Source organism: Curtobacterium flaccumfaciens, from assembly GCF_004361695.1.
Lineage (GTDB): Bacteria > Actinomycetota > Actinomycetes > Actinomycetales > Microbacteriaceae > Curtobacterium > Curtobacterium flaccumfaciens_B.
In genome coordinates, this window is sequence record NZ_SNVW01000002.1 from 197,069 (window position 1) to 221,506 (window position 24,438).

Genomic DNA, 24,438 nt, shown 5'->3' on the forward strand with positions numbered 1-24,438 from the left:
CCGGTACGGAGTGACCACACCGCGGGGTGTGGCGCAGCTTGGTAGCGCGCCTCGTTCGGGACGAGGAGGTCGCAGGTTCAAATCCTGTCACCCCGACACTGTGTTGAGACAGTACGAAGTAGGCCCTGGTTCTCCGGAACCAGGGCCTACTGCTTTGTGCCCCGGTTCCCATGCCGTCGTGTGCCCGTGGACACATGCGGTCGTCGTCCACACTGGGGAGCGACCGGGCCGGGATACGCTCGGGACGCCATGGAGATCCCCGCACCGCTGACCGCCGTCCTGACGCAGATCGGCGCCCGGTTCCCCGAGCTCGCCCACGACCCGGTCCTCGCGCAGAACCTGCTCGAGAACGTCACGTCGATGGTCGCCGAGGCGCACGAGCGGTACGCGGACGGTGCCGACGGCAGTGTCGTCAGCGACCGCTACCTCGACCCTGCCCACCTCGCGACGGGCGCACTGCACGCCGAGCACGCGCAGCACCCGGCCGGTGCGATGCTCGCGGCAGAGGTCCTCTACGACGCCTACCTGCCGGTGTTCGTCGACGAGGTGCACGCCACCACCACGGACGAGGTCCTCCGCGCCACCCGGGCCCTCCACGCCGCGATCTGGAGCCGCTTCCCCGCCGGGGCGATCGCGTACACCGAGGCCCTCCGGCAGCGCGTGACGACCGCGAACCTCGACTCCCGTACCCGGATCGCGCGGGACCTGCACGACCGCGTCGCCCACGGCGTGCTGGCCGGTCTGCAGCGGCTCGACCTGGTGCTGCTGACCGATCCACCCGCCGACGACCGCACGGAGCAGCTGGAGGCCGCAGGACGGCTGCTCCGCGGTGCCCTCGCCGATGTGCAGGACCTCGCCGTCGCCCTGCACGCCCGCGTCGGTGACGACCTGCTCGACGACGCCGTCCGCCGGCACGTCGCCGATCTGTTCCCCGACGACGAGCGGCTGACGGTCACGACCACGGGGTCCCCGGCGACGCTGCCGAACTGGAAGTCCGAAGAGGCCCTGACCATCGTGCTCGAGGCGCTCACCAACCGCCGGAAGCACGCCCGGGGCTCCCGGTGCCGGGTGGAGTTCACCTGGTCCGACGTCGACGTGGTCGTCTCCGTCGTCGACGACGGTCCCGGGTTCGACGCGAGCCGTCGTCCGGACGGCCGCCTCGGTCAGCACACGATGCGTGAACGCGCCGCGGTCATCGGCGCCGTGCTCGACGTCGAGAGCGCTCCCGGTGCCGGCACGACCGTCCGCCTCACCGTCCCGAAGGGCTCGATGTGACCACCGACAGCGCCACCGCCGGCACCACCGCCGGCGCCACCGTCCAGGCCACCGGGGCCACCGGGGCCGCGAGGGTGACCACCGTCACGCACGTCGCGATCGTCGACGACCACCGGCTCTTCCGCGAGGGGCTCGCGACGATCCTGTCCGCCGTGCCCACCATCCGCGTGGTCGCGCACGGGGAGCGCCCGTCCGACGTGCTCGACTCCCCCGAGGCCGCGGCGATCGACGTCCTGCTCCTGGATGTCGAGCTCGACGGACCGCCGGCGCGCACCACGATCGCGACGGTGCGACGGAACCACCCTGGACTTGCCGTCGTGGTGCTCACCATGCACCGTGACGCCGTGCTGCGTCGGGCCCTGCTCGACGCCGGCGCGGTGGACTTCGTGACGAAGGACACCCCGAGCCGCGAACTCGTCGACCGGATCGTCCGGGCCACCAGCGCGGACGCGGCGCCGGTCACGTTCCCGATCGACCTCGTCACCGAGGCGCGGGCGGGCACGCCGCTGAGTGATCGCGAACTCGAGGTCCTGCGCCTCGTGGCGGCCGCGCGCTCGAACGCCGAGATCGCTACGGACCTCGGGCTGGCGATCGGCACGGTGAAGCGCCACGTGTACAACGTGTTCCGGAAGCTCGACGTGGGCTCCCGCGTGGCCGCGGTCGCCGCCGCGACCCGCCTCGGCCTGCTGGCGTAGCCAGCCGCCGGCCGGCGGCCGGCGGGCCGCCCGGCCGCCGGCCGCGGACCGCCCCGCGGGCGGCCGACGGTCCGCACAACGGAAGTCTTCCCGAGCCGTGCGTTGCCGCGGTTCGGCGCGACTTCGGTTGTGCGAACGCCAACGGAACCGCGCCGGCGGGCGCGAGCGAGCCCCGCGCGGGCACCGCGACGCCGCCCGGCGGACCGCCCCGCGGGCGGCCGACCGCCCGCACAACCGAAGTCATCCCGAACCGCGCGCTGCCGCGGTTCGGCGCGACTTCGGTTGTGCGAACGCCAACGGAGCCGCGCCGGCAGGCGCGAGCGAGCGCCGCGAGCCAGCGCCGCGCGCGAGCGCGCCGCCGCCGCCCCCGCCCCGCTAGACCGCGGCGCCCGCCCCCGCGGGCACGAGCCGCCCGGCGGCGTGCAGCCCCGCGACGACGTCGAGCGCCTGGTGCCGGTAGCGCGCCTGCGCAGCACCCGGCGCCACGATCACGCCGTCGGCCCCCGTGGAGGCCACGAGGGCGTTGATCTTGTCCGCGACCTCGTCGGCGGAGCCGTACGCCTGCCGCTCGGTGCGGGCCGCGATGAACCGCCGCTCGAGGTCCGAGAACTCGTACGCCCGCGCCTCCTCCATCGAGACCGGCTCGGGCTTCGCGCCCTGCCGCATCCGGATGAACGAGATCATGCCCGGAGCCGACTGCTCCTCGATCACGGCGGGGTCCTCGTCGGTGACGACCTGCACGCCGATCAGTGCGTTCGGCGTCTGGCGGAAGCGCGAGGGCCGGAACGAGTCGCGGTACAGCGCGAGCGCCGCCTCGGTGTTGTCCGAGGCGAAGTGGTGCGCGAAGGCGAAGGAGACGCCGAGCGCCCCGGCGACCTGTGCGCTGTACCCGGAGGACCCGAGCAGCCAGAACTCCGGCACGTCGCCGTAGCCCGGCACCGCGCGGATGCCCGACAACGGGTTGTCCGAGGACATGCCGGTGAAGAACCCGATCAGGTCGGCGAGACGGTCCGGGAAGTCGTCGACGTCGAGGCGGTCGGTGCGGCGGAGCGCCATCGCGGTCGCGCCGTCGGTGCCGGGTGCACGTCCGAGCCCCAGGTCGACGCGGTCGCCGTAGAGCGCCCGGAGCGTGCCGAACTGCTCCGCGATCACGAGCGGTGCGTGGTTCGGCAGCATGACGCCGCCGGACCCGATCCGGATCGTGGACGTCGCGGCTCCGACGGCGCTGAGGAGCACCGCCGGCGCGGAGGACGTGATGCCCGGCATGCCGTGGTGCTCGGCGACCCAGAAGCGTTCGTAGCCGAGCTTCTCGGCGTGCACCGCCATGTCGATGGAGCCCTGCAGGGCCTCGGTGTTGGACTGGCCGTACTCGCGCGTCGCGAGGTCGAGGACGGACAAGTGCACGGATGCGTCGCTCATGTGGTCACCAACACCCACCGGCGCACCGTCATTCCGGACCGCCTGACGGACTGGAGGCGCGTGGCGGCCCCGCACCGCGCCTCCAGGCCGTCAGACGGTCGCGTCTGCACAGCGCGACCCACGGGGCGACCTGCGTCGACCGGACGGGGCGTCAGTCGCCGTCGAGGCGGCCGCCGGACTCCGTCAGGTAGCAGTTCGCGCAGAGGGACTCGTACGTGACGTCGACGCCGTCGATGGCGACCTGGGAGCCGTCGAAGACGAACCGCCCGTCCACCTTGCGGGCGTTGAACACGGCCTTGCGGCCGCACCGGCAGATCGTCTTGAGCTCCTCGAGGGAGTGCGCGACCTCGAGCAGGCGGGCACTGCCGGGGAACGCCTCGGTGCGGAAGTCGGTGCGGATGCCGTAGGTGATCACCGGGACCTCGTCGAGGACGGCGATCCGGAGCAAGTCGTCCACCTGACGGGGCGTCAGGAACTGCGCCTCGTCGACGAGCACGCAGCTCACCGGACGGACCATGCCGTCGAGCCGCTCGGACTCGGGGTCGGTCGCGCCGGCCTCGGTGACCGCGGCGCGGACGTCGGCGTCGGGGCCGAACACGATGTCGACCGTCCGGGTCACCCCGAGCCGCGAGACGATCTCACGGTCGCCCTTGGTGTCCACCGAGGGCTTCGCGAGCAGGACCCGGTGGCCCCGCTCCTCGTAGTTGTAGGCAGCCTGCAGGAGCCCCGTGCTCTTGCCGCTGTTCATCGCGCCGTAGCGAAAGTAGAGCTTCGCCACTACGCGAGGAACCCGTCCTCAGCGGCACGACGGATGAGGTCGGACTTCTTCGACGCCGGACGCCCGACCTTGCTGTACTTCTCGCGCACGCGACGCAGGTAGGTCTTCGCGGTCTCGTACTGCACGTTCATCTGCGCGGCGACCTCGTTCGTCGAGTAGCCGGACACGTACAGGCGCAGCGCCTCTTCCTCGCCGTGGCTGAGCTTCGGCCGCTGGTGCGCGTTCGCCCCGGTCGGCAGCGGGCGCCAGTCGCGCTGCGGCGGGGTCTCGCGGGCGACGCCCATGATCTCGCGGGCGACGTCCATGACCTCGCGCATCGGCAGCGACTTCGACAGGAACGCGGCGGCGCCGGCGGCCAGTGCGCGGTCGCGGGACTCACGGCTGTCGACGCTCGACAGGACGATCACCTTCGCGCCGGCGGCACGGCAGGTGCGCACGCGGGCCTCGATCGAGACGGGCTCCTTGAGCTGGAAGTCGAGGAAGACGAGGTCGGTCGGGAAGTTCTCGCTGTGCACCATCTCGAGCCACGTGTGGGCGGTCAGGGCCAGGTCGAAGTCGAAGGCGTTCACCGCGATCCAGCTCGACAGGCTGTCCAACAGCACTTCGTGGTCGTCCAGGATCGCCAGCCGCACGCGTCGTGTCCCCGGGTTCGGCAGGGCGGGCGTGCCCTCCGTGATCCGGCTCGGGTCAGTGCTGGTCATAGGAGAACCTTAATGCGAGGGCGGAGGGTCGCACGGCGACGTCCAGATCGGGGAACGTCACGCGGAGGACCGCGAAGTACGGGTCGAAGGTGCGGTGGATGCCGACGTCGGAGGCGGCGACGGCCAGGTCGATGGCGACCGCGACGCGGCGGCTGGCGTCGGTGTCGTCGGTGTCGTCGGTGTCGCGTGGGGTGCCGTCGGCCCCGGCCGGGCGGATCGTGGCGCGGAAGCCTGCCGGGTCCACGGCGGGGGCCCGGAGCGCGGCACGGACGAACGTCCGGAGCACCGTCCGCTGGTCGACGTCCAGCGTGGCGATGAGGCCGTCCGGGTCGTCGACCTGGGCCTTGCCGCCCCCGTCGACGGTCACGGCCTGCTCGAACCAGGTGCGGTCGGCGTCGGCGACCATCGAGCGGCGGATGCCGTCCGCGATCGCCCGTGCCCGCGCGCGGTCCGCGTCGGTGATGACGTCCTTCGTGCGGAGCTCGGCGAAGAACGGAGCGACGTCGCGCGCGAGGATCGTCGACCGGTCGTGCTGCACGCTCGCCGCGATGCCGTCCCGCTCGGCGCGCTCGACCGAGTACGACCCGGCACGGATCTGCACCCGTTCGGCGAGGCCCGCGAACGTCCACGCGAACACCGCGGACGCGGCGGTCAGCACGAGCGTCGGGGCCGCGGCGAGGAACGCGGCGACGGCGACCGGCACGTGGTGCGGGAACGCCGACGCCGCCGCACCCGCGGTCACGCCGGCGACGACCGCGAGCACGAGCCCGCCCACCGCCAGGTCGACCCACGGCCGGTAGGGGGCCGTCATCACGATGCCGGTCGCCGCGAGCAGCGTCATGAAGTCGTTGAGGGCGCTCCGGTCCGGGCCCCACTGCGCCGCGACGCTCGCCACGGTCGCCGCGGCCAGGAGCGCCACGTGCAGGACGAACGCCCACCGCGGGAACGGCGCACGGAACGGGCTCGAGGCGACGAACACGACGGCTCCGGAGGCGGCCACGAGCAGCACCGTCAGGGCGCTCAGCGTCGGGCTGCCGACGACGTCGCGGCTGAACACCGACACCAGGAGCGCCCACAGGACCCCGCCCGCGCCGAGGACGATCGCGAGCGGGCGCGACCCCATCGCGCCGAGCGGGTCGTACTGCTGGGCCGTGCGGGTCACCGGTCGGCCTCGCTCCGGTCGTCGCCGATGGGAGGCACCGCGGGGACGGCCCCGGTGAGCGCGCCGTAGGGCACCGACATCATGACGCTCGTGCCGGACCCCGGCGACGACCACACCTGGACGTCGCCACCCACACGAGCGATGCGCTCCCGCACGGACCCACGGAGCCCCATCCGGTCCGGACTCGTCGCGGACTCGACGAACCCGCGCCCGTCGTCCACCACCATCACCGTGCACGCGACGCCGTCGTCGAACACGCTGACCTCGGCCGCGTCCACGCCTGCGTGCTTGTGGACGTTCGCCAGACACTGCGACACGGCACGGAGCACCGCGGTCATCGCGGGCTGGTCGAGCCGGGTGAACGCCGCGGGGTCACCGGTGACGGTCACGTCGAGCCCGGCGGCCCGGTGCTCGTCGACCATGCGCTCGAACGCTTGCACCGCGGCGCCTGGCCGGGACCGCGCCGGCGGGGTCTCCGGAGCGAGCCACTCCTTTCCGGTGAGCATCGCGACGTCCGCCTCGACGGTGCGCGCGAGCTGCGGGTCCATCGGTCCGGCCGGTGCGAGCGCGATGGAGCCGAGGTGGTTGAGCACCGTGTCGTGCAGGATCGCCGCCGCCTCGGCCTCGACCCCGGCGCGGTAGGCCGAGACGTGCTCCTCACGCGCGGAACGCAGGAGCTCGGGCTGCACGCGCTCTGAGCGTGCGGTGTTCCGGCTGGTGAAGAGCACCAGGGCGATGACGAACGCGAGCGTGATCCACGCGAGCACCAGCGGGTGGGAGGGGCCGCCCTCCTGCGCGATGGCGATCGCCGTCGCCACGCGGCCGACCAGGAACCCGGCGACGGACCACAGCACCACCCGGCCGGCGACCGCCCCGGCGCCGCCGACCAGCACGAGCGGGATGACCGTCAGCGACAGCAGGTACGAGCCGACCCAGCCGGCCGGCACCTCACGCTGCACCACGACCGCGAACCACCAGGAGCAGACGCCGCCGACGACCAGGAACGCGACGGCGGACCGCCACGTGCCGAACTGCACGTGGACCGCGATCATGCCGAGCATCGGCACCAGGGCCAGCACGGCGCCGACGGCACGGACGTCCGGGTCGGCCAGACGGAAGAGCAGGAGGGTGATCGCCGCCGCGACCAGCGACCCGATCGCCGCCGCGTGGAAGGCCCGCACGGTCGACCACGCGTTGACCCGCGGAGCGAGATGCGTGGGGATGCCGAGCACGAGTGGAGGGTCCTTCCGGACGGTTGGGAACGCCGCCCACGATCCAACCACCGTTGGCGCGATCGTGTACCCCGAATGACTCGGCGATCGGCGACCCGCTCGATGATACCGGCAGTGCGACGTTACAGCTGTCCCCCGAACGCGGACCGGTGGGTGCTCAGAAGAGTCGCGGCGAACCCACGGTCGCCGGCTGCTCGCGACGCCGGTCGAAGCCCGGGTCGGCGCGCTTCAGCGGGGACGTGCCCGGCACCGACTGCTCGACGAGCTGGTCCGGTCGTCCGTCCCGCCCGTCGCCGGCGCCGGTGCCCACGCGTGTGCCCGCGCCTGTGCGTGTGCCTGTGCCTGTGCCTGTGCCTGCACCCGCAGTCGCACCCGCCGGCACGCTCGGACGGTCGCCGGCGCGGTTCGAGAAGCCCATCGAGCCCGTCGCCGGGTCGACCCGGCCGAGACCGAGGCCGTGCGCGCGCAGGATCGGCCGGATCCGCTCGGTGAGCCAGCGCCGGTAATCCGCCGGAGCGTAGGTGTTGTCGAGGTACATCGACCGGTACCGTGCGACGAGGTCGGGCCGGGTCTGCTGGAGCCACGCGAACCACCACGGCTTCACCCCGGGCCGCAGGTGCAGGGCGGAGTACATGACGCTCGACGCCCCGGCAGCCGCAGCCCGACCGACGGCGTCGTCGAGGTGCGCCCGGGTGTCCGTGATGTACGGCAGGACCGGCATGAGGAACACCGAGCAGTCGAGCCCGGCATCGCGGATCGCCCGCACCGTCGCCAGCCGCGCGGCCGTCGTCGGGGTGCCGGGCTCGACCTGCTGCTGGAGCTCGTCGTCGTACACGGCGATCGACATCGCCAGGTCGACCGGCACGGACTTCGCGGCCTCGACCAGCAGGGGCAGGTCTCGGCGGAGCAGGGTGCCCTTCGTCAGGATGCTGAACGGCGTGCCGGACTCGGCGAGGGCCCGGATCACGCCGGGCATCAGGCGGTACCGGCCCTCGGCGCGCTGGTACGGGTCGGTGTTGGTGCCGAGTGCGACCGGGTGCCGATCCCAGGTCGGCTTCGTGAGCTCGCGGTGCAGGACGTCGGCCACGTTCGTCTTCACGACGATCTGCTGGTCGAAGTCCGCTCCCCCGTCGAACTCGAGATAGGTGTGCGTCGGGCGGGCGAAGCAGTACACGCACGCGTGACTGCACCCGCGGTACGGGTTGATCGTCCACCCGTAGGTGCCGCTGCCGTCGGCCGCGGGCACCCGGTTCAGGGCGCTCTTCGCCAGGACCTCGTGGAAGGTGACGTCCGCGAACTCCGGCGTCGTCACACTGCGGACGAACCCGCTGTTCGACTCCATCCCGGGGAGCGCATCGCTCCGCGACGCATCGATCGCCTGACCACTCCACCGCATGCCGTCATTCGAACACATGTTCGAACGACGCGCAAGGCGACAGCGGCCTCAGTGGTGCAGGCCGAGCACCTTCGCCGTGCGCTCGAGCGTCTCGTCCGCGAGCTCCGGGTCGCTGCCGAGGTCCTGCCCGTAGGTCGGCACCATGACGCGCACCGCCGACTCCCAGCGGTCCCAGCGGTCCGGGAAGCACTTCTGCAGCATGCTCAGCATGATCGGCACGGCGGTCGAGGCCCCCGGGCTGGCACCGAGGAGGCCGGCGATCGACCCGTCTGCCGAGGTGATGACCTCGGTGCCGAACTGCAGCACGCCGCCCTTCGCCTTGTCCGGCTTGATGACCTGCACGCGCTGCCCCGCCGTGATCCGGTGCCAGTTCTCCGGCTCGGCGCTCGGCATGAAGTCGCGCAGGGCGTCGAACTTCGTCTGCTTCGACGCGAGCAGCTGTCCGATGAGGTACCGGACGAGGTCGAAGTTCGAGAACGCGACGCTCAGCATCGGCCGGAGGTTGTGCGGCCGGATCGACTTGACCAGGTCGAGGATCGACCCCTGCTTGAGGAACTTCGGGCTGAACCCGGCGTACGGGCCGAACATCAGCGACGCGTTGCCGTCGACGATGCGGGTGTCGAGGTGCGGCACGGACATCGGCGGTGCACCGACGCTCGCTTTGCCGTACACCTTCGCCGAGTGCTTCTGCACGACCTCGGGGTCGTCGGTGCGGAGGAACTCGCCGGACACCGGGAACCCGCCGTACCCGCGGATCTCCGGGATGCCGGACTTCTGCAGCAGGTGCAGCGCCCCACCACCGGCGCCGACGAAGACGAACTTCGCGGCGATGCGCTGTGTGGAGCGACCCACGTCGTTCCGGACGTCGAGGACCCAGCCCTCGCTGACCTTCGACCGGGTGAGCTTCGTCACCTGGTGCGACGGCTCGAACTCGACGCCGTCGATCTCGAGCTGGTCGAACAGCTGCCGGGTGAGCGAGCCGAAGTCGACGTCGGAACCGGCCGCCGAGTACGTCGCCGCGATGGGCTGGTCCTTCTTGCGACCGGGGATGAGCGCGGGTGCCCACTGCCGGATCTGCACCGGGTCGTCGGAGAACTCGATGCCCGCGAACAGCGGGTGGTCCCGCATCGCCTCGTACCGCTTGCGCATGTACTCGACGTTGTCGGCGCCCCAGACGAAGGAGATGTGCGGCGTCGGGTTGATGAAGTTCGTCGGCTCGGGCAACGCACCGGTCTCGACGAGGTGCGCCCAGAACTGCCGGGAGACCTGGAACTGCTCGTTGACCGTGACGGCCTTCGCGATGTCGACGCGGCCGTCGGGCAGCTCGGGCGTGTAGTTCAGCTCGCAGAGCGCGGAGTGGCCGGTACCCGCGTTGTTCCACGGGTTCGAGCTCTCCTGCGCGACGCTGCCGAGACGCTCGTACACGCGGATCTTCCAGCTGGGCTCCAGCCGGTGGATGATCGCGCCGAGCGTGGCGCTCATGATCCCTCCCCCGACCAGGACGACGTCGATCGGGTCCACCTGCTTCACTGCCACCCGTCGATCCTAGCGGCGCGGGCTGACAAGGCTGCCACCAGACGGACTGGAGGCGCGGTGCCAGCTGGCACCGCGCCTCCAGTCCGGTGGGGGGTCGCGCTGGTGCGCTCGCTAGACGGCGACCGTCCGGCGCGCGACGATCGCCTCGGCGATCTGCACCGCGTTCAGCGCGGCGCCCTTGCGGAGGTTGTCGTTGCTGACGAAGAGCGCCAGGCCGTGGCCCTCGGGGGCGGACTGGTCGGCCCGGATCCGGCCGACGAAGGTCGGGTCCTGCCCGGCGGCCTGCAGCGGCGTCGGGACCTCGGACAGCTCCACGCCCGGCGCGTCGGCGAGGATCTCGGTGGCCCGCGCCGGCGTCAGCGGCCGGTCGAACTCGGCGTTGATGGAGATCGAGTGTCCGGTGAAGACGGGCACGCGCACGCACGTGCCCGCGACCAGCAGGTCGGGGAGCTCGAGGATCTTGCGGCTCTCGTTGCGGAGTTTCTTCTCCTCGTCGGTCTCGCCCAGCCCGTCGTCGACGATGCTGCCCGCGAGCGGCACGACGTCGAAGGCGATCGGCCGGACGTACTTGACCGGCTCGGGGAAGGTCACGGCCGAGCCGTCGTGGGTCAGCGCCGCAGTGTCCTGCTCGAGCGCGGCCCGCGCCTGGCCGAGGAGTTCCTCGACCCCGGCCAGCCCCGAGCCCGAGACGGCCTGGTACGTGGTCGCGACCAGTCGACGCAGCCCGGCCTCGGCGTCGAGGACCTTCAGGACCGGCATGATCGCCATCGTCGTGCAGTTCGGGTTCGCGATGATGCCCTTCGGCGCCTGGTCGATGGCGTGCGGGTTCACCTCGCTCACGACGAGCGGGACCTCGGGGTCCATGCGCCAGGCGCTGGAGTTGTCGACGACCAGTGCACCGGCCGCGGCGAACTTCGGTGCGAGGGCACGCGACGCGGTCGCACCGGCCGAGAACAGCGCGATGTCGATGCCGGACGGGTCGGCGAGCTCGGAGTCCTCGACGACGATCTCCTCGCCGCGGAACGGCAGGGTCGTGCCGGCGGACCGGGCGCTCGCGAAGAACCGGACGCGGTCCGCGGGGAACGCGCGCTCCTCGAGGAGACGACGCATCACGGCGCCGACCTGACCGGTGGCGCCGACGACGGCGACGGTGAGGGTGCTCATGGACTGCTCCTGCTCGTTCAGCGGCCGGTGCCGGCGTAGACGACGGCCTCGGAGTCGGCGTCGAGACCGAACGCGTTGTGGACGACGCGCATCGCCTCGTTGAGGGTGTCGGCTCGGGTGACGACCGAGATGCGGATCTCCGACGTGGAGATCATCTCGATGTTGATCGACGCCTCGTGCAGGGCACGGAAGAGCGCCGCCGAGACACCGGCGTTGGTGCGCATGCCGGCACCGACCAGCGCCAGCTTGCCGATCTGGTCGTCGTACTGGATGCCCTCGTACCCGATGTCGGCCTTCGCCACCTCGAGCGCGGTGAGGACGCCCTGCCCCTGGTCCTTCGGCAGCGTGAAGGAGATGTCCGTGCGACCGGTCACGGCCTCGGACACGTTCTGCACGATCATGTCGATGTTCGCGCCGGCGCGGGCGACGATCGTGAAGATCTCGGCCGCCTTGCCGGGGGTGTCGGGCACGCCGACGACGGTGATCTTGCCCTCGGAGAGGTCTCCGGCGATCCCGGTGATGATCGGTTCTTCCACGGTTTCCCCCTCTGCAGGGTTGTAGACGATGGTTCCCTCGGCGTTGCTGAAGGACGAGCGGACGTGCAGGGTGACGCCGTGCCGGCGGGCGTACTCGACGGCGCGGATGTACAGGACCTTCGCACCCGAGGCTGCGAGTTCCAGCATCTCCTCGCTGGTGATGCGGTCGACCTTCTGCGCCTTCGGCACCACACGGGGGTCGGCGGTGAAGATGCCGTCGACGTCGGTGTAGATCTCGCAGATGTCGGCGTCGAGCGCGGCCGCGAGCGCGACGGCGGTCGTGTCCGAGCCACCGCGCCCGAGCGTGGTGATCTCGCCGGTGGTGCGGTTGAAGCCCTGGAACCCGGCGACGATCGCGACGTGCCCGGCGTCGAGCGCCTCGCGCACGCGCTTCGGGGTGACGTCGACGATGCGAGCCTTGCCGTGCTGGGCGTCGGTGAGCATGCCGGCCTGGCTGCCGGTGTACGAGGACGCTTCGACCCCGAGGCTCTTGATGGCCATCGCGAGGAGCGCCATCGAGATGCGCTCCCCCGCCGTCAGCAGCATGTCGAGCTCACGACCGGCGGGGATCGGCGTCACGGAGTGCGCGAGGTCGACGAGTTCGTCGGTGGTGTCGCCCATCGCCGAGACGGCCACGACGACGTCGTTGCCGGCCTTCTTCGTCTGGACGATCCGCTTCGCCACGCGCTTGATGCTCTCGGCGTCCGCGACGGACGATCCACCGAACTTCTGCACGATCAGGGCCACTGGCTGGTACTCCCGGGGACGACGGTTCCGCGAGGGTGACGCGGTCTGACAATGGTAGTCGGTGTTTCGCGGATGTTGCGTCAGAGCGGGTGCAGACGCAACGATCCTGCGTGGGTCCCGACGCCCGATGACGCTCGGCCAGGGGCCCGGACGGGGTCCGGCGGGTCAGCCGCCGACGACCCGGCGGCCCTCGAAGGCGCGCCCGAGGGTGACCTCGTCGGCGTACTCCAGGTCGCCGCCGACCGGTAGTCCGGACGCCAGTCGGGTCGTCCGGATGCCCATCGGGACGAGCAGCCGGCTGAGGTACGTCGCCGTGGCCTCGCCCTCGAGGTTGGGGTCGGTCGCGATGATCACCTCGTCCACCGTGCCGTCGGCCAGGCGCGTCATGAGCTGCTGGATGCGGAGGTCGTCCGGGCCGATGCCGTCGATGGGGCTGATCGCGCCGCCGAGCACGTGGTACAGCCCGCGGAACTCGCGGGTGCGCTCGATCGCCGCGACGTCCTTCGCCTCCTCGACGACGCAGATCACCGCCGGTGACCGACGCGGGTCGCGGCAGATGCTGCACTGCACGTTCTCGGTGACGTTGCCGCAGATCTCGCAGAAGCGGACCCGCTCCTTGACGTCCGACAGGAGCTCGGACAACCGGGTCGGGTCGAACGACTCGGTCTGGAGGATGTGGAACGCGATGCGCTGCGCCGACTTCGGGCCGATGCCGGGGAGGCGACCGAACTCGTCGATGAGGTCCTGCACGATGCCGTCGTACATCAGGCGCCTTCCTCGTGGAGGGAGGTCTCCTCGATGAACTGGGCGTTCAGGATCTCACGGACGACGGCCTCGCCGTACCGTCCGGCCACCGGCGTGCGGCGGACCTGGTGCGGCGCCTGGCGCTGGGGTGCTGCCTGCTGCGGCGCTGGCTGCTGGGCCGCTGCCTGCTGCGGCGCCGGAGCCGTCGCCCGGGGCGCGGCGTCGGCGGCGGGTGCGGTCGGCCCGGCGGCGGGCGCACTCGGCGCGTTCGGCGTGTCCGGGTAGGGGTCGCCGTCGCCGTACGGGTCGTCGTCGAGCGGGTAGTCGTCGACCGGCACGTCATCGGTCGGCGGTCCGGCCGGCGACACGGCACCCGAGGTCGACGCCGGCTGCGGTGCGGCGTCCGCGCTGGCGGCACCAGTGGTCGGTGCTGCCGTCGGTGCTGCCGTCGGTGCTGCGGTCGCTGCTGCCGCCGGCGCTGCTGCGGCCAGTGAGGACGCCGGACGGAGCTGTGCCGCGAGGGCTGCGTCGACCGCGGGGTCGGACACCGTCGGCGCCGGGGCGACCGGTTCGCCGGTGTCGGTCGTGCCGAAGGGGGCCGACCACGAGGGTTCGCCGTTCCCGGACGCCGCGCCGGCGGTCGGGTCGGTCGCGGGGATCGCCGCGACGGCCCACTCGGTCACCGGAGCACCCGTGGGTTCGGTGGACGCCGGCTTCGCCGCGGCGGCCGGTGCATCGGGGGCGGACTGCCGCGGAGCCGACTGCTGCGGTGCGGACTGCTGCGCGGTGGACCGCTGCGGCGTGGACTGCTGCGGAGCCGACCGTTCCGGACCCGACTGCTGCGGTGCGGACTGCGCGGGAGCGGGCCGCTCCGGTGCGGACCGCTCCGGTAGCGACTGCTGGGTGGCCTGCTGCTGGGGAGCCGGCTGCTGCGCGGCCGGCTGGGACGTCGGCGCTGCTTGCGGCGGAGTCGACGGCGCCGCCGACTCCGGTGCACGGTCCTGCTGCGGCGCCTGTGTCGGCGCCTGGGGCTGTGCGGGACGCTGCTGGCCCGGACCACCCGGGCCGCGCGCCACGAACTTCACGCGGAGCCCGAGGACGTCGACGATCGCCGCGCGCAGGAGCTCGCTGACGCTCGTGGCCGGGTCGGACATCTCCTTGAACGAGGCGACGTCCTGCTGGCTCGGGAACGTCAGGGTGAGCACGTCCTCGCGCAGGGCCGTCACCTGCGCGGTGACCACGACGGACCACGCCGAACGCTTCGCGCGCTGGACGTGCTCGACGATCTGCGGCCACGAGTCGCGGAGCTGCTGGAAGCCGACGGCCGCGACGGGCCGGACGGCGGGCTCGTCCCCGGCCGTGGCACCCTGCCCCGTCGACGATGCGTTCGCCGTGCCGGACGGCGCAGACGGACCAGTCGGCGCAGTGACACCCGTCGGCGCGGCACCCGTCGGCGCAGGCGTACTGGTCGGCGCAGCGCTCGGAGCGGCATCCGTCGGCGCCTCGGGAGCGCTCGGGACAGCGGCGGCCCACGAGGCTGCCGCATCGCGAGCGGCGGTTCCGGAGTCGGTCGGCGGCGTCGCGGTGGTCGGTGTCGCGGTGGTCGTGGGCTCCGGCGCCGCGGTCGTCGCGGTAGACGGAGCCTCGGCAACGGGGCGCTCGGGCGCGGGCGTCGCGACCGGCGTCGGCCGCACGGGCGCAGCTGCAACGGGCGCTGACGACACGGGTGCAGACGACACGGGTGCAGAAGAAACGGACGCGGCCGCCGCCGGCATGGTCTCCGGCCCGGCCTGGTGCCCACCGGCGTCCCCGACACCGACCCGGCGCTCGAGCCGCTCGACGCGGGCGAGGGCACCGCGCTGGGTGTCGTCGGCCTCGGGCACGAGCATGCGTGCCGTCATCAGCTCGAGGTGGAGCCGCGGCGACGTCGCGCCGGTCATGTCGGTGAGCGCCCGGTTCGCGATGTCCGCCGCCCGCGACAGCCCCGTCGCGCCGAAGACCCCGGCCTGGCGGGACATGGTGTCGAGCTCTTCCGGCGAGACCCCGCGCAGCACGGCCGCGGCGCTCTCGTTCGTCGCCGCGACGACGATGAGGTCACGGAGCCGCTCGAGCAGGTCCTCGACGAAGCGCCGCGGGTCCTGCCCGGTCTGCACGACGCGGTCGATCGCCGCGAAGGCCGACGCCGGATCGGCGACGGCGAGCGCGTCGACGACGTCGTCGAGCAGCGCGGCATCGGTGTACCCGAGCAGTGCGACGGCCCGCTCGTAGGCGATGGCACCGTCCTCACTGCCCGCCATGAGCTGGTCGAGCAGGGACAGGGTGTCGCGGACCGAGCCGCCCCCGGCCCGGACGACCAGCGGCAGCACGCCGGGAGCGACCGTCACGGACTCCTGCGTGCAGAGCTGCTCGACGTACTCGAGCATCGCGGCCGGCGGGACCAGGCGGAACGGGTAGTGGTGGGTGCGCGACCGGATGGTGCCGATGACCTTCTCGGGCTCGGTCGTCGCGAAGATGAACTTGACGTGCTCCGGCGGTTCCTCGACCAGCTTGAGGAGCGCGTTGAAGCCCTGCGGCGTCACCATGTGCGCCTCGTCGAGGATGAAGATCTTGTAGCGGTCGCGAGCGGGAGCGAACACGGCCCGGTCGCGGAGGTCACGGGCGTCGTCGACACCGTTGTGGCTGGCGGCGTCGATCTCGATCACGTCGAGCGATCCGCCGCCGCCGCGCGCGAGCTCGACGCAGCTCGGGCAGACGCCGCACGGGGTGTCCGTGGGGCCCTCGGCGCAGTTCAGGCAGCGTGCCAGGATCCGGGCGGAGGTCGTCTTGCCGCAGCCGCGCGGGCCGCTGAAGAGGTACGCGTGGTTGACCCGGTTCGTGCGCAGGGCCGTCCGGAGCGGATCGGTGACCTGCGACTGACCGATCAGCTCGGCGAAGTTCTCGGGCCGGTAACGGCGATACAGGGCGGTGACCACGCCCCAAGGGTAGCCGGGACGACCGACACCCCGTGGCCCGACGTGACCACCTGTGGGGAGTGGGCCGTGCGCACGGACGGCACCGCGCCTCCCGTCCGTGCAGATGACGGACGAGAGGCGCGGTGCGTGCGGTGCGTGCGGTGTCAGGCGCGGCGGCGACGGCGGAGGCCGCGCGCCAGGCGGGACAGGCCCAGCAGGAGGAACCCGAGCACCACCAGGCCGCCGGCGGCACCCGCGAGCGGGGCCACGTCGGCACCGGTGAAGGCGAGCCCACCCGAGCCGGACCCGACGCCCGGACCGGAGCCGCTGCCCGTGCCGGTACCCGAACCCGAGCCGATGCCGGCACCGGACCCGGTGCCGGGTGCACCCGGCAGACCGGGCGTCCCGGGGGTGCCCGGCGTCCCCGGCGTCCCGGGGTCACCCGGGTCGCCCGGCGTGCCCGGGCCGTCCGCAGCGTCGACCACCACGGCGACCGACTGCACGGCCGAGGTCGCACCGTCGACGGTCTGGGTGACCCGGATCGTGTGCGGCCCGACGCCGAGTCGGAGCACGACCGACCACGCGCCGGTGTCGTCCGCTGTGGTGGTGACGGGCGTCCCGTCGTCCGCCACCACGGTCACGGTCGCACCCGGCTCCGCGGTGCCCGCCACACGCCAGTCGACGGTGCCGGCGGCCGAGGCGGTCCGGTGCGCGCCCGCGGTGGGCGAGGTGACCGCCAGCGGGTCGACGTCGGCGACCACGATCGGCACCGGCTGCGCCGCGCTCGTCGTGCCGTTGACCGACTGCGACGCGGTGATCGTCCAGTCGCCCTCGGGCACCCGGTCGAACCGGACGCTCCAGTTGCCGTTCGCGTCCGCGGTGGTGACCCGGACCTGACCGTTCGACAGTCGGACGGTCACCGTGGCACCCGGCGTGGCGTGGCCGGTCACCGTGAAGGAACCGGTGTCACCGGTGCCGTCCGCGGGGAACAGCTGGCCCGGCTGCGGGTTCGTGATGCTGACGTCGCCCGGCTGCGCGACGACGACGCGGATGCTGCTGGTCACCGGGTCGGAGGTCCGTCCGCCGACCGTCTCCGTGACGGACAGCGGGTGGGTCCCCGGCGGGACGTCCCCGACGGTCGCGGTCCACGAGCCGTCCTGACCGGCGGTCGTCGAGACCGTCCGGCCACCCACGGACACGGTCACCGTGGCCCCGGGCTCGGCCGTGCCGCTCACCGGGATCGACGTCGTGGTGCCCGTGATCGGGAACACCTGTCCGTCGGTCGGGCTGGTGACCCGGACCGGCGTCGCGGCGGCGACCGAGATGCCGACCTGCGGAGCGGCGCTGGTGTCCCCGTCGACCGTCTGCGAGGCGACGATGGTGTGCGTGCCGGTGCCGACACCGGGGACGGTCACCGCCCACGCACCGTCGTCGTCCGCCGTCGTGGTGACCGGGGTCCCGCCGTCGATCCGCACCGAGATCGCGGCGTTCGGTGCGGAGACGCCCTCGACGCGGACGTCGGTGGAGCCGCCGATGACGCGGTACGCGGTGCCGTTCGCCGGGGACGTGACCACGATCGCGTCCGCCGGGGCGACCTCGATCGTCACGTCGCGCTCGATCGGCGACGACGTGGTGCCGTTCACGACCTGCGTGACGACGATCGTGTGGTCGCCCTCGTCGAGGCCGGTGAGCACCGTCGACCACCGGCCGTCGGGGCCGACCGGCACCACGACGGGCGTGCCGCCGTCTGTCACGATGCGGACCGTGCCGCCGGCCTGCCCCTGCCCGTTGACCGGGACGGTCGCGCCGGTGGTGCCGGACGGGACGGTGACGGTGTCGCCGTCCGCGGGGGTGTCCACGGTGAGCGCCGTGCCCGGGGCGACCGTGAAGGTGCTGCTGACCGGAGCGGACGTCGAGCCGTCGACGGTCTGGGTGGCGCGGACGGCGTGCTCGCCGACCCCCAGGCCCTCGAGGTCGAGCGACCACGTGCCGCCGTCCGTCGCGGTCACGGTCACCGGGTCGCCCCCGTCGACCGAGACGCGCACGGCGGCACCGGCCTCGGCGGCGCCGTTCGCGGTGACGGTCGCGACCGAGTCGCGCTGGGCGACCCGGACCGTGGAGCCGTCGGCCGGGGTGGCGATGGTGATCGGGTCGGCGACGAGCACCCGGATGCCGACCGTGACCGGCGCGGAGACGGTGTCACCGATCCGCTGCGTCACGCTGACCGTCGGGGTCCCCGCGGGCACGTCCGGCACCGAGACGCTCCAGGCGCCGCTGCCGTTCGCCGTCGTCGACTCGCTGCGTCCGCCACCGAGGTCGACGACGACGGTCGCGCCGGGCTCAGCGGTGCCGCTGACGGCGACCGTGGTGGTCGCGCCCTCGCCGGCGACGGTGTACTCCTGGTCGGCCGTCGGCTCGTCGATCCGGACGGGCGCGCCCGCCTCGATCTCGAACGTGGTCTCGACCGGGGTGGTCGAGGTGGACCCGTCGACGGTCTGCGTGACGCTGACGTCGTGCGTGCCGACGCCGAGGTCCTCGACGTCGAGCGTCCAGGTCCCGTCGTCGCCGACGGGGACCTCGACCGGGTCGCGGTCGTCGACGGTGACCGTCACGGTGGCGCCCGGCTGGGCGTCGCCCGCGATCGTCACGGTGGTCGTGGCGTCACCGTCCGCGACGGTGATCGGGTCGTCGCCCGGCTGGCGGATCGTCAGGTCGGCGGCCGCGACCACGGACACCGGGCGTTCCACCGCGGCGCTCGTCGTCCCGTTGACCGCCTGCGTCACCGCTGCCGTGTACGAGCCGGTCGGCACGTCCTCGACGGTGGTGGACCACTTTCCGTCCTGCCCGACGGGCGCCGTCGCGGTGCCGCCCGCTCCGAGGTCGACCGTGACGGTCGCCCCCGGCTGACCGGTGCCGGCGAACGCGACGTCGGTCGTCGCGTCGTCGTCGGCGACGGTGACGGACGTCGCCCCGACGGGCGCGGTCACCGTGAGCGGTGCACCGGCCCGGACGGAGACCCCGGCGCTGACCGGTGCCGACGTCTGGCCCTCGACGACCTGGGTCGCGCGGACCCGGTAGTCGCCGACGGGGACGTCCTCGAAGGTGGTCGCCCACGAGCCGTCCGTCGCGGCGGTGACCGCGTCGGACTCGCCGTTCGACAGGGTCACGGTGACCGTGGCCCCGCCCTGGGCGCGGCCCGTGACGCGCACGTCGGCCGTGCCGGCCGCGTCCGCGACGGTCAGGACGTCGCCGTCCTCCGGTGCCGTCAGCGTCAGCGCGGTCGCGGCGCGGACGGTCACGGTCTGCTCCGGACTGGAGGCAGTGGTCCCGTTCACCGTCTGGCTCGCGGTGAGCGTCGGGGTGCCGACACCGACCTCGCCGAACGTCACGGTCCAGTCGCCGTCACCGTCCGCGGTCGTGGTCAGCTCGGCGGCGCCGAGCCGCACCGTGACCGGGGCGCCCGGCTCCGCCGTGCCCGTCACCGTGACGTCACGCGTGGCGTCGGCGTCCGGCACGAGGAGCACGTCGCCGGTGCCCGGCGCGGTGACGGTCACCGGGTCGGCCGCCTCGATCGTGACGGTCCGGGTGACCGGGTCGGACGTCGCCGGCTCGGAGACCGAGCCGGGCAGCGTCTGCGTCACCGAGACCGGGTGCGTCCCGACCGCGAGGTCCGGGAACGTGACCGACCAGGTGCCGTCGGGAGCGACGGTCGCCTGCTGGTCGTCGGCGTCGGCCGTGGTGGCGGTCACGGAGGCGCCGGGCTGGCCGGTCCCCGTGACCGTCACGTCACGCACGACGTCCTCGCCGGCGACCGGGATCGCCGCCGTGGTCGGGGCGGTGATCGCGAGCGGGTTCGCGGTGACCACCTGGAACGTCGTCGGGATCGCCGACGTCACGGTGCCGGCGACGCTCTGGCTGGCGTTCACCGTGTAGGTGCCGGTCGGTGCGAGGCCCGTGGCCTGGACAGTCCACGCGCCGGTGCCGGTCGCCGTCGTCGTGAAGGTGGTGTCCGGGCCCAGCGAGACGGTGACGTCGGCGTTCGGCTCGGACGAGCCCGAGATCGTCGCCGTCGCGGTGGCGTCCCCGTCGACCACGACGAAGCGCGAGCCGACGGCCGGCGCCTCGATCGTGATGGCCGTCCCCGGCACGACGGTGAAGTCGCGCGTGACGGTCGGACCGGTCGTGCCGTTCACCGTCTGCACCGCGGTGACGGTGTGGTCGCCGACGGCGAGGTCGACCGCGTCGGTCTCCCAGTTGCCCGAGGCGTCCGCGACGACGTCGACGGGGTCGCCGTCGTCGACCGTGACGGCGACGGTCGCGCCGGGCTCCGCGGTGCCCCGCACCACGACGCCGACCTGACCGCCCGCGCCGGCCGGGACCTGCTGCGCGTCGGTGGGCGACTCGATGACGAGGGCGTCGCCGGCCGCGATCGTGAAGTCACGGTCGACGGGTGCGGAGGTCGCCCCGCCCACGGTCTGCGTGACCGCTGCGGTGTGGTCGCCGGTGTCGACGCCCGGCAGGGTGACGGTCCACGTGCCGTCGGTGCCCGCGGTCGTCGTGACGGGGTCACCGTCGCCGTCGAGGACGACGCTGACGTCGGCGCCCGGCTGCGCCGTGCCCGAGACCCTGACGTCGATGGTCGAGTCGTCGGTCGCGACCGCGGTGGTGCTCCCCTGCGTCGGCGTCGACACGACGAGACCGGCACCGGCGGCGACGGTGATCGTCTGCCGGACGGCCGGCGAGGTGGTGCCGTTCACGGTCTGCGTGGCGGAGATCGTGTAGCGGCCGACCGGGACGTCCTGGACGGTGGCGGTCCAGTCGCCGTCGTCGTTGGCCGTGGTCGTCGCGGTCAGTCCGCCGCCGAGCGACACCGCCACGTCCGCGCCGGGCTCGGCGGTGCCGGTCAGGTCGAGGTCCGTCGTGGTGCCCGCGTCGAGGACCGTCACGGTGGCGCCGGACGCCGGGGCCGTGATGGCGATCGGAGCACCCGCGGCCACGGTGAAGTCCGTGCTGACCGGACCCGAGGTCGTGCCGGCCACGGTCTGCCGTGCGGTGGCGGTGCGGTCGCCGACGGGGACGCCCTGGAAGGTGGCCTCCCAGTCGCCGTCGTCGTCGGCCGCCACCGTGGCGGTGAAGGAGCCGCCGATGCCCACCGTGACCTGCGCGTTCGGTGCTGCGGAGCCGGACACCGTCACGGGCGTCGTCGACGTGGCGTCGGCGACGGTGATGGTGCTGCCGTCCTCCGGGGCGTCGATCGTCAGGGCCGGGGCCGCGGTGACGGTGAAGTCACGCGTGACCGGGGCGCTCGTCGAGGACCCGACGGTCTGGGTCACGGTCGACGTGTACTCGCCGGCGGGGACGCCGGTGATCGTCGTCGACCAGGTACCACCGGCGTTCGCGGTGGTCGTCGCGGTCCGGTCGCCCCCGTTCACCGAGACGTCGACGCGGGCACCGGGCTGCGCGGAACCGGAGAACGGCACGTCACGGGTGGTGCCCGCGAGCGGGAAGTCCTGGTCCTGCGTCGGGGTGTCGACGGTCAGGCCGGCAGCCGCCACGACGCGGAACCCACGGGTGACCGGGGCCGAGGTGCTGTCGCCCACGGTCTGCGTGACGCTCGCGGTCTGGTTGCCCACCGGGACCTCCGGCACGGTGACGCTCCACGCGCCGGTGCCGTTCGCGGTGCCGGTCGCGGTGAGTCCGCCGCCGAGGTCGACGTCGATGCGGGCGTTCGGGGTCGCGGTGCCGGTGAGGGTCACCGGAGCGGTGGTGCCGGTCGTGGTGAAGGCCTGTCCGGCCGTCGGCGTCGTGATCGTCAGCGCCTGCTGCGCGACCACGGAGAACTGCTGCGTGGCCGTGCCCGCCGCGGTCCCGCCGACGGTCTGCGTCGCGGTCGCGGTGTACTCGCCGGTCGGGACGGTCGCGATGGTCGTCGTCCACGTGCCGTTCGCGGCGACCGTCGCGGTCCCGGTGCGGCCGCCGCCGAGGCCCACGGCGATCGTGGCGCCGGGCTCGCCGACACCACTGACGGTGATGCTGCGGGTCGAGCTGGACGTCGGCACGCTGAACACCTGGTTCGCGGTCGGGGCGGTGATGGTCGGTGCGACGAACGCGGTGGCACGGACCGTCGAGGTCGCCAGGTCCACCGTCGCCGCGTTGACGCCGGGCAGGACCGACAGGCGCAGGGCGTGCACGCTCCGCGACCCCGGGTCGTAGCCGCGTGCGTCGCGGAACCCGGTGGTGGTGTCCTGCGCGTTGACGGTCAGGTCGATCACCTGACGGAGGAGCAGCACGACCGGGGAGAGCACAGTCGACACCGCCGTCGTCGTGTTCGTCAGCGTGGTGCCGAGGGCGGTCAGGGCGGTGCCGCCGACCAGGGGCCGGACGAGCGTCTGGACCGCCGGGAGCACGATGCCGTTCACCGCCGGGGCGAGCAGCGCGCCGAGGACGTTCAGTCCGAGCGGGCCGCCGGTGGCGGTCACGGTCGCGGTGGCCGGAGCCGTCCCGGCGAGTGCACCGAGGGTGGTGTCCGCCCGGAGCGCCAGGGCCGCGAGCGGCAGGGTGGCGACGTTGAGGTTGGCGGTGACGTTGATCGCGACCGCCGTGGAGTTGATCGTGTTCACGACCGCGGTCTGCAGCGCCGTGGGCAGCTGCGTCCCGAGGATCGTCGCGATGCTCTGGTTGATCGTGTTCACCGCGACGGCCGTGAGCACCGGCGTGTTCGCCGGCTGCCCGTTCAACGCGGTGAGCTTGTCGAGGTCGACCGTGATGGCCCCGGTTGCCGGGGTGATCGTCACGGCGCCGTCGGTGAGCGGCTGCTGGAGGACCTGCTCGAGCGTGCCGTCGAGGTTGAGGTTCACGGTCGCGGTGACCGTCGTCCCGTTGACGTTCACGAGCCCGAGCGCGGTGGTGCGGAGCAGTCGCTGGATCTCCGCGGTGAGCGCCGTGGTCGTGCCGGACAGCGCGCCGTTCGCCCCGAGCGTGGAGTTCACCGAACTCGACACGGTCCGCAGCTGCGTGCGGAGGGACGTGGTCAGCCCGGCGACCGCCGGGCTGGTGAGGTTCAGGTTCGCCCCGGCGATCCGGTAGTCGCTCGAGGTCGTGACGGTAGACCCGCGGGTCGCCGACAGCCGCGAGGCGAGGGCCCCGACCTGCAGCTGCGCGTTCGAGAGCACCGTCGTGTCGGCGCCCACCCGCGAGAACAGCGGGTTGAGGTCCAGCGTCGCCGCGCCGGTGCCCGACCCGGTGCCGACACCGATGCCGCCGTCGTTGGTCAGGAGCCCCGAGGACGCCGTCGCCCCGTTCGCCGAGGTCGTGGCGTACTGGCCGTCGACCCCGAGGGTGAGGATGCCGTTCGGTCCGAGCAGGTCGACGTCGTTGCCGAGGTCCACCCCGACCGCGTTGAGTGCCGTCAGGTTGAGCGGCTGGTTCGTCGTGCCGCCGCCGGTGGTCGCGCCGCGCGCGGAGTACGCACCACCGAGCTGCGCGATGCTGTCCACGTTGACGATGCCCGAGCCGCTGAGCAGGACGCCCTCGGCCTCGGCGACGTCGGTCTGGGCGGCCGCAGCGGGTTGGATCGCCACGGTGGCGGCGATCAGCGCCGTCACCGTGGCGATGACGCCGCCGCGCAGGAGGAGACGCCGGTCGTCCGACGCTCGTCGTCGAGCTCGGCCGCCAGCAGCGATGATCCGTCGTGTCCAGTCGTGCGCTGTCGTGGGTACAGGGGTACCCCGAAGCGACGCGTGCCTGCGCATGCGTGTCTCTTTTCCTGGCGGGCGAACCCACCACCTGATCCGGAACTCCCCGCTGGTGAGGCGGAGGAGGTGCAGGAACCCTGGTTGGGAGTCCCTGAGGGTGATCTTGACACACGATCAGGTTGCTGTCCGCTCCCCGTTACGAAATGGACACCATCCGTGTCGGGCACGCCGGTAGAGCCGCAGAGAACACTGCGCAGGAAACAAGCACCACGCAGGAGACAAGCACTCCGCAGGGAACGCAAAGACTCCCCACGCACCCGCCAGAGCCCGGTTACCCTTGCTGCGTTTCCGCCCTGGGGGAGTTGGCCTGGATGGCGTCACGTGAGGAGCCTCCGGAAGTCTACCGGA

General features: G+C 72.9%; 14 protein-coding genes, 1 tRNA gene and 1 other RNA gene. 3 read left to right on the top strand and 13 right to left on the bottom strand.

Annotated features, from left to right (window positions below; genetic code table 11):
• The first annotated feature begins 22 nt into the window (after window positions 1–22).
• The 3 genes from EDF64_RS03615 to EDF64_RS03625 all read left to right on the top strand — a co-directional run bounded on the left by EDF64_RS03615 (window position 23) and on the right by EDF64_RS03625 (window position 1,970).
• A tRNA-Pro gene (locus tag EDF64_RS03615) sits at window positions 23–96 on the top strand.
• 153 nt (window positions 97–249) lie between these two features.
• Window positions 250–1,275, top strand: a complete 1,026-nt coding sequence (locus EDF64_RS03620) for a sensor histidine kinase (protein ID WP_133518726.1) — start codon at window positions 250–252, stop codon at window positions 1,273–1,275.
• Entirely contained in the window at window positions 1,272–1,970 is a 699-nt protein-coding gene (locus EDF64_RS03625) for a response regulator transcription factor (protein WP_133518727.1), read from the top strand. Before EDF64_RS03620 ends, EDF64_RS03625 begins: the two co-directional genes overlap by 4 nt.
• Before the next feature lie 375 nt (window positions 1,971–2,345).
• On the opposite strand, the gene EDF64_RS03630 is transcribed toward EDF64_RS03625, so the two are convergent.
• The 13 genes from EDF64_RS03630 to ffs all read right to left on the bottom strand — a co-directional run bounded on the left by EDF64_RS03630 (window position 2,346) and on the right by ffs (window position 24,424).
• Window positions 2,346–3,389: an LLM class flavin-dependent oxidoreductase gene (locus EDF64_RS03630; protein WP_133518728.1), complete on the bottom strand. Its 1,044-nt coding sequence runs from the start codon at window positions 3,387–3,389 to the stop codon at window positions 2,346–2,348.
• Window positions 3,390–3,540: 151 nt separating this feature from the next.
• Window positions 3,541–4,167: a thymidine kinase gene (locus EDF64_RS03635; RefSeq protein ID WP_133518729.1), complete on the bottom strand. Its 627-nt coding sequence runs from the start codon at window positions 4,165–4,167 to the stop codon at window positions 3,541–3,543.
• On the bottom strand, window positions 4,167–4,868 hold the full coding sequence (locus EDF64_RS03640) for a response regulator transcription factor (protein ID WP_071290664.1): 702 nt from the start codon (window positions 4,866–4,868) through the stop codon (window positions 4,167–4,169). Before EDF64_RS03640 ends, EDF64_RS03635 begins: the two co-directional genes overlap by 1 nt.
• The gene (locus EDF64_RS03645; protein WP_133518730.1) at window positions 4,855–6,030 is read right to left on the bottom strand and encodes a hypothetical protein; all 1,176 of its coding nucleotides are present in this window, start codon (window positions 6,028–6,030) and stop codon (window positions 4,855–4,857) included. The genes EDF64_RS03640 and EDF64_RS03645 overlap by 14 nt, the downstream gene beginning before the upstream one ends.
• Window positions 6,027–7,262, bottom strand: a complete 1,236-nt coding sequence (locus EDF64_RS03650; RefSeq protein WP_133518731.1) for a sensor histidine kinase — start codon at window positions 7,260–7,262, stop codon at window positions 6,027–6,029. Before EDF64_RS03650 ends, EDF64_RS03645 begins: the two co-directional genes overlap by 4 nt.
• Window positions 7,263–7,419: 157 nt before the next feature.
• Complete coding sequence (locus EDF64_RS03655) at window positions 7,420–8,658, bottom strand: Rv2578c family radical SAM protein (protein ID WP_133518732.1); 1,239 nt, start codon at window positions 8,656–8,658, stop codon at window positions 7,420–7,422.
• Window positions 8,659–8,706: 48 nt separating this feature from the next.
• A complete protein-coding gene (locus EDF64_RS03660; RefSeq protein ID WP_133518733.1) occupies window positions 8,707–10,194 on the bottom strand; it encodes a malate:quinone oxidoreductase in 1,488 nt (495 codons plus the stop codon).
• A 111-nt stretch (window positions 10,195–10,305) separates the two neighbouring features.
• Window positions 10,306–11,358 (bottom strand): aspartate-semialdehyde dehydrogenase, encoded by a 1,053-nt coding sequence (locus EDF64_RS03665; protein WP_133518734.1) that lies wholly within the window; start codon window positions 11,356–11,358, stop codon window positions 10,306–10,308.
• Between the two features lie 17 nt (window positions 11,359–11,375).
• Window positions 11,376–12,641, bottom strand: coding sequence for an aspartate kinase (locus EDF64_RS03670; protein WP_071290669.1), 1,266 nt, complete (start codon window positions 12,639–12,641; stop codon window positions 11,376–11,378).
• Between the two features lie 165 nt (window positions 12,642–12,806).
• On the bottom strand, window positions 12,807–13,406 hold the full coding sequence (gene recR / locus EDF64_RS03675; RefSeq protein ID WP_133518735.1) for a recombination mediator RecR: 600 nt from the start codon (window positions 13,404–13,406) through the stop codon (window positions 12,807–12,809).
• Window positions 13,406–16,357, bottom strand: coding sequence for a DNA polymerase III subunit gamma and tau (locus tag EDF64_RS03680; protein ID WP_133518736.1), 2,952 nt, complete (start codon window positions 16,355–16,357; stop codon window positions 13,406–13,408). The genes recR and EDF64_RS03680 overlap by 1 nt, the downstream gene beginning before the upstream one ends.
• 143 nt (window positions 16,358–16,500) lie before the next feature.
• Window positions 16,501–24,087, bottom strand: a complete 7,587-nt coding sequence (locus tag EDF64_RS03685; protein WP_133518737.1) for a choice-of-anchor G family protein — start codon at window positions 24,085–24,087, stop codon at window positions 16,501–16,503.
• 240 nt (window positions 24,088–24,327) lie between these two features.
• Window positions 24,328–24,424, bottom strand: an RNA gene (ffs, locus tag EDF64_RS03690) — signal recognition particle sRNA small type.
• Window positions 24,425–24,438: the final 14 nt, after the last annotated feature.

What these genes read in the sequence shown, in the direction of transcription:
- EDF64_RS03630 (WP_133518728.1), bottom strand. Translation starts at nt 3,389, where the DNA reads ATGAGCGACGCATCCGTGCACTTGTCCGTCCTCGACCTCGCGACGCGC.
- EDF64_RS03620 (WP_133518726.1), top strand. Translation starts at nt 250, where the DNA reads ATGGAGATCCCCGCACCGCTGACCGCCGTCCTGACGCAGATCGGCGCC.
- EDF64_RS03640 (WP_071290664.1), bottom strand. Translation starts at nt 4,868, where the DNA reads ATGACCAGCACTGACCCGAGCCGGATCACGGAGGGCACGCCCGCCCTG.
- EDF64_RS03665 (WP_133518734.1), bottom strand. Translation starts at nt 11,358, where the DNA reads ATGAGCACCCTCACCGTCGCCGTCGTCGGCGCCACCGGTCAGGTCGGC.
- EDF64_RS03655 (WP_133518732.1), bottom strand. Translation starts at nt 8,658, where the DNA reads ATGCGGTGGAGTGGTCAGGCGATCGATGCGTCGCGGAGCGATGCGCTC.
- recR (WP_133518735.1), bottom strand. Translation starts at nt 13,406, where the DNA reads ATGTACGACGGCATCGTGCAGGACCTCATCGACGAGTTCGGTCGCCTC.
- EDF64_RS03685 (WP_133518737.1), bottom strand. Translation starts at nt 24,087, where the DNA reads ATGCGCAGGCACGCGTCGCTTCGGGGTACCCCTGTACCCACGACAGCG.